This window comes from Candidatus Roizmanbacteria bacterium (genome assembly GCA_016700135.1).
Classification (GTDB): domain Bacteria; phylum Patescibacteriota; class Microgenomatia; order UBA1406; family GWC2-37-13; genus UBA1450.
The window spans coordinates 190,621-202,804 of sequence record CP065004.1; the positions used below are offsets into that span (position 1 = coordinate 190,621).

Consider the following 12,184-nt stretch of genomic DNA (forward strand, 5'->3'; position numbering starts at 1 on the left):
AAGTATAGCATCTTAAGCCTTCTGATTTCCAGAGTTGCGGTTATTCAATATCAATTTTGATATCTTCTTCCCGTTCTTCGACTTCTTCACGATGTTCATCATTCTCACGCGCGACATCTACCACCAATCGTCTGTCCCGGCCTTCCCCTATTGAATAACTGGTCAGATCAGGGTAGGTCTTTGCGATGTATTCATGCATGATGCGTCTTTCATATGACGAAAAACCCCGAAGATACGTCGCAGACTGTCTGTCCTGTACTTTTGTCGCTGCCTGATCGGCAATATATTCAAGTCTTTCGATCTGCTTCTCACGATAATCATTGACGTTGATGAGCAGGTCCGCTTTTTCACCTGTTTCTTTGAAGATTATTACCTCAAGAATCTTCTGTAATGCACGAATCGTTTCACCATGACGTCCGATCACTGTAGGGGCTTCATCATCGGTTTTAATATTGACATGATACATGCCTTCTTCTTCCGTGACTTCTACTTCGGCATTCTCAACCATTTTATTGAGAAGGTCCTGAGTGTGTTTTTTTATGATTTCTGCTTTTTCCATAAATTGAACAATTATTAATTACTAAGGCTCTAGACTAGCACATTAACAATTTGTAATAGTTCATTGTAAAGGATCGATGGGGATTTGCTCCATCTCCATTCACACTCTTTCAAGTGTAATGGAAAGTTTTTCTTTACACCATTGAACTTAACGAGACGTCTTTTACAAAAGGACCAGAATGACTCTATGCCATTGATATGGACCCCTTTTGTATTTGAGAACTCATTTTTCTTGTGATTGATTCTCAAATGTTTGTCATACCCGACATCAACAAGTCCGTTGTATCCGCTCCACGAATCTGAATATACAGTACTGTTCAAGTCAATCTTTCCCTTCATAACAGCATGTAGCGTTCTTCTTTTACAGTTTGGAATGATACGAGTAAATACACGTCCTTGACGCTCATATATCCCAAATACTACCTGCTTAAATGACGTCCCACGACCTCTTTTACTTGACTTGCCTCTCATCCTTCGAGGTCCAAAGTATGATTCATCAATTTCTATCTCACCACCAACATATCGTTGCATCTGGTGCACTTGGTGATGATATATGAGTTGACGAATATTATTGTAATATTTGTTGACTGTATTGCGGTTGAGACCCAAAATACCAGAGGTCTGTGTAGCACTCAGATCGTGTGCAAAACACCATAGTATCTTTTTTCTCTTGTATTTTGATATCGGCCTATTGTTACAAACCATACCTCTAGTTTAGCACTACTCTGCTAGTCTAGAGCCTTACTAATTACTTAGTTACTGACTTTGCTTTTCTCTCATCAATATAATGCTGGATTATACTAAATAGCGAAAACGTATTCCAATACAGCGACAAGCCGAGAGGGAGAGTATATGAAAAATACCCGATCATAACCGGGAATATATATTTCATTTGTGTACCCATCGCTCTCTGGAATTCATCTGCCGTACTTGGTTCTTCTTTTGCATCTTTCTTTTTCAGTTCATTAGAGTCAGTTTTTTTCGGTTCATCCATTTGCGGCATCGTGACTTTCGACTGGAAATACTGCAAAACCGCAGTTATTACCGGTACCAGGTAGTAATACCACAGACCTGACTGTGCCGGTGATAACGCAAGGTTATAAACAAAAAAATTCGGATCTATCTGAGAAATGGTGAGAGCCGGATGATACAGTTTGTCGTTGATCTCCCGGACGATTTTTCCGTCTTTATCATTCGTCAAAAAGAGTTGTAGTGTGTGATACAGACCGTAAATAAGCGGGATTTGAAGAATGGCAAAAAGACAGCCGGCAGCCGGGTTAATTCCGGCCTCCTGGTAGATACGCATTTGTTCTTTTTGCAGGGTTTGAGGATCTTTTTTGTGTTTTTTCTGCAAAGCATCAAGATGAGGTTTGATTTCCTTCATCTTTTTTGCGGTATCCAGCTGCTGACGGAAGAAGGGATGCATGAGAAGCCTTATCAGCACCGTAATTGCAATAATGGCAAATCCGAAGGCGCCCGGCAATCCTATCCTGACAAATATGTCATAGAAAACGACCAGTGCATTCGTTACCGGCTGAATGAAAATCAGGTTAAAAAAATCAATAAGAAATTGCGGCACAATTAAAGTGATAATTTATAAGTAGGCTTCACGACATCAATCAGATAGAAAGTGACTTACGTCCTTTTTGTCTTCTGCGTTTGATGACATCCTGGCCTTTTTTGGTAGCCATTCGGGAAAGAAATCCGTGTGTTGTCTTTTTCTTTTTTGCCTTGGGCTGATATGTTTGCTTTGCCATAGTGTTCTGTATAACTTCTAAATATTGTAAACAAATTACCTTGTGATTGCGAACGGAGTATCAAGTATTGAGACTTCATCTCCGAAATACTGCTGCCATACTGCCTCAGTTACAAAAGGCACATACGGATGAAGCATCTTCAACGTCTTGGTGTAGACTTCTTCGAGCAGTTCGTAAGCACCCATATTACCACTCTGCATCGCTCCTTTCAACTGTTCTATGTATAAATCTGCAAATCGGTGCCAGAGAAAATCGTATGAAAGATCATAAGCTTTTGCAAACTCAAATTTTTTAAAGTGCTGGTGATACTTTTTCTCAAAAGCGGCAAATTCCTTCTCCAGCTGCTTCATACTTGTCATTTGCTCTTCGGTCAGTTTTTCGGCATTTTTACTGTTATTGTCTTTATTCATCGATATAAATCTGCCTATGTTCCAGATTTTATTCCCGAAATTGCGCATAGATCTGATTTTGTCTTCGGAAAGTACGACATCTCCGCCTTCTTTGGTACCGAATATGAGCGCTGATCGCAATGCATCCGCTCCGTATTTCTCAATCATATCGAGCGGATTGATCACGTTTCCTTTGCTTTTGCTCATCTTCTGTCCTTTCGAATCACGGACCATTCCGTGCAGGAATACATGTTCAAACGGTACCCGTTTTGTTTCATAGTATCCTACCATAATCATCCTGGATACCCAGGCGCGCAAAATGTCATATCCGGTCTCCATGACCGATGTCGGATAAAAATAATCAAAATAGTCTTTTGAAATTGACTGTAGTGTCGCAAATGGCCACTGGGCACTGGAAAACCAGGTGTCAAATGTGTCTTCATCCTGGACAAACTGGCAGTTTCCGCAGACCTGACACTTTTTAGGTTCTTCAACGCTCACAAACCAGTTCTTCGCAGAAGAACTGTCCTGAGTTTTACCGAAGGACCCAGATTGATTTTTACTCATACACCTATATGCAGGAATACGGATTCCCCATACAATTTGTCGAGATACATTCCAGTCAATAAAGTTTTCAAGGATCGCGATAAGTTGTCGTTTAAACCGTTTGGGATGCACCTGAATCTTATCCTGCTTCACAAGTTCGATAGCTTTATCTTTGAGAGGTTGGACATTGATAAACCACTGCTCTTTCGGAAGGGGCTGCAGCACTGAACCGCAGCGATAACAAGTACCGACCACCATCGCGTGATCCTTCGTTTTTTCCAAATACCCGCCTTCTTCAAGTTTTTCCAATACGATTTTCCGTGCTTTCGTGAAGTACACACCGTCGACAACACCGGTATTCTGCATCTTGCCGCCGAAATCAATCACCGTGTCATAAGAAAGGGTATGTCTGTTCCCTACTTCGAAATCATTGAAATCATGTGCAGGAGTCACTTTCACCGCACCCGTACCGAACTTCGGATCAACATAGTCATCCGCGATTATTGGGATTTCTCTATCAGTCAACGGAAGTTTTACTGATTTTCCGATGTATGTTTTATATCGTTTGTCAGAAGGATGCACCATCACCGCCGCATCTCCGAACATTGTTTCAGGACGGGTTGTCGCAACGGTAATATGTCCCGAACCATCCACCAGAGGATACTGCACGTAATACAATGTTCCCTGCACGTCTTTGTCAGCGACTTCAAGATCAGAAAATGATGTTCCGCATGAAGTACAGTAGTTCACCAGTCTGTTTGCACGATAAACCAATCCCTCTTTATGAAGATCTGCAAATGTCTGATATACGATTTTTACAATATCCTCATCCATCGTAAACTTTTTATTGGACCAGTCCAAAGCAAATCCCAGTCTTCTTAATTGGTTCTCCATCGTACCCCGGTTTTGCATCACGAAGTTCCAGATATTATCAAACAGTGTTTTCCGATCGAAATCGAAGCGGCTTTTCCCTTCTTTTTTCAGATGTTTTTCATACACAAACTGCGTCTCAATTCCGGCATGATCCGCTCCGGCGAGCCACAAAACTTCTTTTCCCATCAGTTTGTTGTAACGGATCATCACGTCTTCGTATACATACATTGCATGCCCGAGATGAAGGTCGGCATTAGCATTCGGAGGCGGAAGAATGATACAGAACGGTTTCTTTTTTTTATCAACTTGAGCTTTGAAATATCCTTTGTCTTCCCAGAAATGATAGAGCTTCTCTTCGTATTGTTTATAGTTGTAAGTATTGTCCATATTTTTCCTTCTATGTAGCTGTAATGTATCAAAAATAGCTTGAAATTGCAATACAAACGTAGTATCTTAGCACTTATATGGAATGGTTTATATCAATACTTAACTGGTACCTGTATCTTGCGGTTCTCGGATTACTTTTTTGGCCCCTTTCCAAGCGATTATTCGGAACATTTATTGATAAAGGATACGCCTTTTCAAAAACAATAAGTATTATCATTCTCAGCTATGCAATTTTCCTTCTCGGTATTCTGCATATCCTGCCTTTTTCAAAGGAAAGCCTGATTATTCTGCTGATCATTTCCGGATTTATGATCTTCAGATATTTCAAAAAGGAAATTATTGAGATCAAGAAACTCGATCCGAAAACATGGTTATTGATCGGCGGGATTGAAATTATGTTCTTCATCGGCCTTGTCGCGCTTTCATTTGTACGGGGACAGGAACCGTCCATACACGGACTCGAAAAATTTATGGATTTCGGATTTATGCAGTCAATTAACCGCTCCGAATATTTCCCCCCGAAAGACATGTGGCTCTCGGCCGATCCTACTCACCCTGATGGGTATCCGATCAATTACTACTATTTCGGGCATTTGACCGGATCATTCCTGATAAAACTTACCGGAATTAACCCTTTTGTCGGATACAATCTCACACTGGCAACGATTTTTGCACAGGGAATAACACTCGCTTTTACACTTACTGCCTCAATCGTGCAACGATTACAAGTACTGCTGAATAAAGGAAAAGGTTTAAGCAGGATTCCGTCAGTTATAACGGGACTTTTGGGAAGCTTTATGGTTAACCTCGGCGGGAATCTCCATACGATTTATACTTTGACAAAAGGATATCCGAATGATAAACCTATACCCTTCTGGGAGATTTTCCAGTCTCCGAAGGACATATCCACGACCATGAGTACCGGTAAAGGGTTGTTTGAGAGTATTGTCCAAAACTCAAGTTACTGGTACCCAAATGCTACCAGATTCATCCCTTTCACGATCCATGAATTCCCGTCATATTCTTATGTCGTTGCGGATTTGCACGGACATGTATTTGATATTCCGCTCGTATTAGTCACCATTGCAATCATCTGGAGATTTTTTGAGTTTTGGCATAGTACAGACAAAAAGAAACCTGAGTTTTTCAAGGGTTTCAATATTTTCAATTTATTTAAGAAAAAAACATCATTCAGCAATATCAAAGAGAAGGTACATTCACTAAAAATTCAAAAAACAGAAGCGATTTTTTCCGTTTTAATCGGTTTTATGATCGGCATCAATTATATGACCAATGCTTTCGACGGTCCGATCTATCTTCTTATCGCATTTGTCATGTTTTTCTATCTCTATCGTACGACGCTCAAATTCATAGCACTGTCCGTGATAACGATTGCATCATTTGTTGTGACGACCCTTCCGTTTTCGTGGTTTTTTGAACCTTTTGCCAGCTCGATTGGAGTCAACTGCAGCCCGGATTTTCTGGTCAAACTGGAAAAACTCGGCCCGTTTTTGTTCGAGCAGGGAAACTGTCAGGTATCTCCGATTTATATGCTGTTTGTATTGTGGGGATTCTTTTGGATATCCGCTATTCTCCTTCTCGTTTTTCTTTGGAAGAACGGTCATTTTAATAAATCACCGATTATATGGATTGACTCCTTTGTTCTGATGTTGTTTGCATACGGAACGTTTCTGATACTGGTACCCGAGTTCTTTTATATCAAAGACATCTATCCCGGCCATTTCCGGGCAAATACGATGTTTAAGATGGGATATCAGGCATTTATGATGATGAGTATCAGCTCGGCCTATGTGTTCTACCGTATCGGTATGTGGAAATCAAAACTACGTTTTGTTCTGAGAGGTATATTTGCATTCTTTTTTATATTTGTTTTCATCTATCCTTTCCTTGCATTCCCTTCCTATTACCCGGGACTGTACGACATCGAAACGTACCGTAAATCTCCTAACCTGGACGGCAGTTCCTGGATGGCAAGTATGTACCCGCAGGATAAAGAGATCATTGACTATATCAACGATAATATTGCCGGACAGCCGGTGATTCTTGAGGCTCAGGGAGACTCATATACCGATTATGACCGGGTGTCAGCATACACCGGAGTACCGACCGTTGCCGGCTGGTGGGTACATCAATGGCTGTGGAGAGGGTCACCGGGTATAGTCGGAGATCGGATTCCTGACATTGAGGCTCTGTATCAGTCCGAAGATATCCAACAAACCAAGCACCTCATCAACAAATATGATATTGAGTATGTAGTCATCTCCAATATTGAAAGAGAAAAATATCCCAATATCAATGAGGAAAAATTCGGTCAAATAGGGATCAAAGTATTCCAGTCCGATAATGGTTTTGGGGCTCTGTATAAGGTATATTAGACAATATGCTTGACAAGATATCAGGGTTATGATATCGTTAATTAGGTTGTTCTTGAATAGTATCAAGAATAAAAAAAGAGCATTACTATACGTCGTCCCCTTTATACGAGCGGTAGTGATGCTCTTTCTTTTTTTGTCCCCCTTTAGCGGTAGATTTTTATAGCTGTATTATTTGAAACGGCAACGACAGATTTTTATTCATCAGTGCAAACAACTGCTTCCGTCCGAAATTCTTCATATCGTTGTTTAAAAACTTAGAGCTGTTTCTTTTTCCTCTGTTCGCAAATCTGACCGGTGTCAATTTCATATCTTTATCGTAATCCACTTTTCAACACCAGTCAAGTCTTATAGTAATTATTGGTTACTTTTTACAGCATCCTATAGTTTTTAATAACATATATAGACTGCTGTATCAATATTTTTTCAGTTATACACACCTTGTGGATAACTGTATTTACGGCTATTTATTACAGATTCCTAACAGTTCTGGAGTTTGCTACAATAGAAGTATGAAAGTCTCAGTCGTAATTCCCACATATAACGAGGAAAAATATATCGGTACTTGTTTGGAATCACTCATGCAACAGGAAGAAAAAGCAGATGAAATCATTATTGTCGACAACAACTGTACAGACAAAACCGTAGAAATTGCTAAGCAATATCCTGTGAGAATAGTTCACGAAAAGACACAGGGTATGACACCAGCCAGAAATCGAGGGTATGATGAGGCTAAATATGAAATTATCGCCCGAACCGATGCAGATGCCATCCTTCCGACGAATTGGATTGCAACAATAAAGAAAGGCTTTGCGGATGAAAACATTGTTGCTCTTGCCGGCCCTACATTTTTTTATGACGCCCCTCTGCCCGGTACGACAACCAAGCTTCAATCCATCATTTTTTTTAAGGGGACAAGACTTATGCTTGGTCATGAGACAACACACGGGCCGAATACTGCTCTGAGGAAATCTGCATGGGAGAAGGTCCGAAATGACGTCTGTCTGGATGACCGCGCCGTACATGAAGATATTGATTTAGCTATACATCTCAGCCGTATCGGTACCATCAAATATGAGCCCGCTATGCTCAACAAAGTATCGGCACGCCGCATCAACTACAATTTTTCTTCAATAGCAACGGATTATTCAGTACGGTGGTTCAAAACCTGTCTTCACCAAAGATGGCCTGACTTGAAGAATAAATTACCACACCCGGCGATAATAGAAAAAGCCAAAAACGCCTACCACAATAAGCGCAGAAAAGACAATACTGAGAGCTGAATCCAACAACTGGGGGAAGTACAGATGAAGATCTAAAATAAAAAAAACATTGAAAGGTGTAAAAGATTTCTGCTGGATCGCCATAACGGCCAATATAATAAGATGTACCGAAACAAATACCAAAGATCCCTTCATCCATGTATCTATAATTCTGTTGTCATGAAACTGTTTCATAGAGATATTGTATCACGCAGTAAATTCCTTGAGTAGATCTTTCTCCTGAAGATCATAATCTAGAAAGCCGAAATCCCGGTCCGGATTGAACGAACCGTAGTGACTGCCGTGCTGATCCGCAAGTGCATAAATGCTTACGGGTATCTGTATCGACTCACAGTAAGAAATAATCCGTTTGTAGATATACGCAATTCCTGAAGCATCAACTTTGGGATTCAGCAGCGGGCTGACTCCGATTTCCGAAATGATAAGCCGGTGTTTTTTGTATTTTTCGCGTGTTTCTCTGATTCGGGATATGATTTCTTCGGTAATTTGCTCAGGCTTTTTAAAGGAAACATAGCAGGACAATGTGTACGGATGAAATGCTATCATATCAACGTATTTTTCGGCTCCAAGACGTATGCATTCTTCAATAAACCCTTTGTAATGGAAGTAATGCCTAGGCATATACATCATAGGTGTAATATCATTTCCGTTTACTCCTCCGAAAATAATCGTAATCTGCGGATTCTCTTTATGAATGATTTCCCGTATATGTTTTAAGAATGTTACATACTCCCCAGGTGAGGGTTTGTTAATCCAAAACCGCTTTGAATTCTGCTCATTCCAGATTTCCCAATAAAAAATAAGGTCTCTCCATCTGTGTACTGCAGAGGATACGAATTTCAAAAACGGTTCCATATTGGACATAACGGGTGTATGGATATGATGGGGGAAAAAAATATTCTGCAGTGAGGCAGGTACAAATTGAGAAAACAATCCTACGACAACGATGTCATGATTCAGACATTGAGAACAAAAATAATCTATTGCATCAAGCTTTTCCCGATGAACATATTTAAGGTAATCGATTTCCAGTCTTACCCATCGTGCTTTGAGCTTAATCAGTGCCCTGATAAGGACATCTATGTCTTTTGTCGTAAAATGATTGAGATCCACATTCACCCCGAATCCCATAAGAGGAGGTGCTTTCATGGTTATTTATTTGAGTATTGTAACGAAAACATATCGGCTATTTCATGCAGTGTTGTCACTTCAGTCGGAGATTTGTCATCACGGAATCTCACGAGTCTGGGAAAACGAAGGGCATATCCGGGTGTTTCTACTTCTTCTCCCGCTCCCGACTTTGTCGGTTTCATTTTTCTTCCTGCGGTATGGACCGGTGATCTTGTGATCTCATCAGCTTTAATCTCGACAATAATTTCAGGAGAAATCCATTCATCACAATCCATAAGCTTATCAACTTCATATGCAGCCGGTTTTTTGTCCTTTGTCAATTTTTCACTTTTTACCTTTAATTCGCGCCATTCCTCATCCGTGAGTCCGGTCCCGATTTTGGCAACAGTCAGGAACTGATCATTTTTTTCATCATAAATTCCGACCAAAAATGCCCCGATCCCGAAGGAAGCACGTTTCCCTTTTCCGTAATCGTAACCCATGACAAGACAATCGATAGTGTCATCAATTTTTGAGGAGTAGCTTCTCTTAAATTTAATCCAGTTCCATCCCCGTGCTCCCGGCTGATAGGTACCGTCAAGTTTTTTCGCGACAATACCCTCCAGTCCTTTTGTAATCGCATCATCAAACATCAGTTCCAGTTTTTGCGGATCTTCAATCACGGTGTCATCGGCTACAATCACCGTATCCAAAGCACGGTCACCCGTGTTTTTTATTCTTTTTACAAGCTCTTCGCGGCGTTTGGTAAACGGTTCGGATACATAGTTTGTACCGTCAGCATAAAGAAGTTCAAATGCAAATAATTTGAGCGGGATTTCTTTCGCTTTTTCTTCAATACCGTATTTCCTTTTCCGCTGTACGGTCTCCTGAAACGGAAGAAAACTTTGCGCCATAGGATCGTATCCTATCGCTTCTCCTTCAATGATTGCCTCATCCGCTTTCAGCTCTTTTTGCACACCTGAAACGACATCGGGATACATAAAAGTAGCATCCTCAAGTCCCCGAGTGTAAAGTTTTACTTCTTTGCCTTTTTTATGAACCTGAATTCTGAAGCCGTCAAATTTCGGTTCAATTGCACATCTTCCGATCTTTTCAATGATTTCCTCACCTGATGACAAACGCTCAGCCCGCATCATAATGATCGGTGTAAAAACTTCGGGTTGAATATCCCGCACTTTTTCTATTCCTTTTTCTTTAATCAGTTTGCCGATATGCCCCAGATCAGGATACACATGATATGCTCCCTGAAGCACTTCACGAAGCCCTTTATCGCCTTGGATCATCCATGACAATGCATCAAGTATGGTCATGTCAGAAAATCCGAGCCTCAAGGCACCGACCGGAATGCGTACGACAAAACGCGTTGAAAGGGCATCTAGCTGTCTAATGAGAGAACCCAGCAATCTTATTTTTTCATCCTGAGAGCCGACCCCTTCTGCCTGAGCCATTTTCAGAAGCGTATCAAAGACTTCAATAATACTGAGGTCTCTTTGCTCAAATGACGGATTATTTTCCTTTAATGTTTGTGCAACTTCTCCGAGATCTCCTATTTTCTTGTATTCATTCGTAAAATCCTTATGATCCACCTGCATTGCAGAGACAACTGCTTTTATCACCATTTTTTCCGCCATGCCGAAATTTACGTCATCATACTTCGGAGATACCTGACCCTGCAGCAGATATACGGCTTTTTCATACTCATCAGGCGTGAGCTTCCCGAATAAATCAGCCAGAATTTTTGTAATCTCCAGTCTTGAGGAGGTATCCTCAATTTTTTTGATGTATTGAGATAGTTCTTGAAATGTCATAGGTTAACCTGTAAGCACGTAACGGGCAGCTTTCGTCTTTCCGATTTTTTTAACAAGTCCTTTGTCGATCAAATCTTTCAGATCACGGAGCACCGAATCCTCGGAAATATCCGGAAATATTGAAGCGAAACCTTTGTTCTGGATATAACCGATATCCTGCATATATTCTATTAATCTCACTTGTCTTTCCGTCAAAAAAATTTGTTTCCCTCCGAATTTTTCTTTCAGTTTGGCATCTTTTGAGAGTCTGAGGATTTTATCCTTAATTTTTTCAAATTCAACTGCGGCGCCGTAAGTAAAGTATTCAAGCCATGAAGTCATATCTCCGTTTGTGGCTTTTTGCAGGTTTTCATAATACATGATGGCGTCTTTGTCATAATATTCTTCAAGGGAGAAAAACCGGCGGATGTCATATCCACCCTGTTGCAAAAGAAGTGTCGCAAGGCTTCGGGAAACTCTTCCGTTCCCGTCAAGAAACGGGTGAATACGGACAAACTCGTGATGCGCAATGCCAGCTTTCAGAACAGGATGAAGGTCATCTTTGGTTGTCAGGTTAATCCATGTGACAAATTCCTTCATTAGGTACGGAACCTCAACAGGAGCAGGCGGTTTGAACGTCACTTCCCCTGTTTGTGAATTCCGGATTACGACCTGTTTGGTACGGTAGACACCGGCCTGATCGGGCGGTAATATTTTATCTACAACGATCGAATGTATTTTCTGTATTGTATTTTCCGTGACTTCAGGGACCTGTTTTTTTGCTTCTTCATCAATAAAATCAATTACTTTCCGATAATTCATCACTTCCTGGACATCACGTGCCCGTGCCATCACATCTTTTCCCCGAAGGACGTCTTTTGCCTCATCCTTTTGGAGCATATTTCCTTCAATGTGTGTACCGTGATGGACTGATCTGACTATGGCATCTTCACGAAATTCTTTTTCCCATAAAGGGAGTATCGGAGCATGCTTAATAACCTCTTCAGTTGCTTCAATCTTTGAAATATTCGTCAGAATTTTATTGGTTATGTTGTACTTGGGAGAGAACATATCTTGCAC

10 protein-coding genes are annotated in these 12,184 nt (G+C 40.8%); 2 read left to right on the top strand and 8 right to left on the bottom strand.

Translation table 11 applies throughout. From position 1 onward, the window contains the following. Positions 1-40: 40 nt before the first annotated feature. Genes IPM65_00940 through IPM65_00960 form a run of 5 tightly spaced genes read right to left on the bottom strand, consistent with a single transcriptional unit; the run spans position 41 to position 4,510 of the window. Positions 41-559: a KH domain-containing protein gene (locus IPM65_00940; protein ID QQS44156.1), complete on the bottom strand. Its 519-nt coding sequence runs from the start codon at positions 557-559 to the stop codon at positions 41-43. Between the two features lie 29 nt (positions 560-588). Beyond that, positions 589-1,263: an IS1595 family transposase gene (locus IPM65_00945; protein ID QQS44157.1), complete on the bottom strand. Its 675-nt coding sequence runs from the start codon at positions 1,261-1,263 to the stop codon at positions 589-591. A gap of 43 nt (positions 1,264-1,306) precedes the next feature. Then, the gene (locus IPM65_00950) at positions 1,307-2,137 is read right to left on the bottom strand and encodes a YidC/Oxa1 family membrane protein insertase (GenBank protein QQS44158.1); all 831 of its coding nucleotides are present in this window, start codon (positions 2,135-2,137) and stop codon (positions 1,307-1,309) included. A 40-nt stretch (positions 2,138-2,177) separates the two neighbouring features. Then, complete coding sequence (gene rpmH, locus IPM65_00955) at positions 2,178-2,315, bottom strand: 50S ribosomal protein L34 (protein QQS44159.1); 138 nt, start codon at positions 2,313-2,315, stop codon at positions 2,178-2,180. A gap of 35 nt (positions 2,316-2,350) precedes the next feature. Further along, on the bottom strand, positions 2,351-4,510 hold the full coding sequence (locus IPM65_00960; protein QQS44160.1) for a valine--tRNA ligase: 2,160 nt from the start codon (positions 4,508-4,510) through the stop codon (positions 2,351-2,353). Between the two features lie 77 nt (positions 4,511-4,587). Between IPM65_00960 and IPM65_00965 the strand changes: the two genes are divergently transcribed. Both IPM65_00965 and IPM65_00970 read left to right on the top strand, forming a co-directional pair. Beyond that, entirely contained in the window at positions 4,588-6,906 is a 2,319-nt protein-coding gene (locus IPM65_00965) for a hypothetical protein (protein QQS44161.1), read from the top strand. A gap of 509 nt (positions 6,907-7,415) precedes the next feature. Further along, positions 7,416-8,186: a glycosyltransferase gene (locus tag IPM65_00970; protein ID QQS44162.1), complete on the top strand. Its 771-nt coding sequence runs from the start codon at positions 7,416-7,418 to the stop codon at positions 8,184-8,186. Positions 8,187-8,372: 186 nt separating this feature from the next. Here IPM65_00970 and IPM65_00975 read toward each other — a convergent pair whose 3' ends face one another. The 3 genes from IPM65_00975 to IPM65_00985 are packed head-to-tail and all read right to left on the bottom strand — an operon-like array spanning position 8,373 to position 12,175. Continuing rightward, positions 8,373-9,335, bottom strand: coding sequence for a hypothetical protein (locus IPM65_00975; GenBank protein ID QQS44163.1), 963 nt, complete (start codon positions 9,333-9,335; stop codon positions 8,373-8,375). A 2-nt stretch (positions 9,336-9,337) separates the two neighbouring features. Beyond that, positions 9,338-11,125 carry an ATP-dependent DNA ligase gene (locus tag IPM65_00980; GenBank protein ID QQS44164.1) on the bottom strand — a complete coding sequence of 596 codons (1,788 nt, stop codon included), beginning with the start codon at positions 11,123-11,125 and terminating at the stop codon, positions 9,338-9,340. 3 nt (positions 11,126-11,128) lie between these two features. Next, positions 11,129-12,175 (bottom strand): Fic family protein, encoded by a 1,047-nt coding sequence (locus tag IPM65_00985; GenBank protein ID QQS44165.1) that lies wholly within the window; start codon positions 12,173-12,175, stop codon positions 11,129-11,131. Positions 12,176-12,184 lie beyond the last annotated feature (9 nt).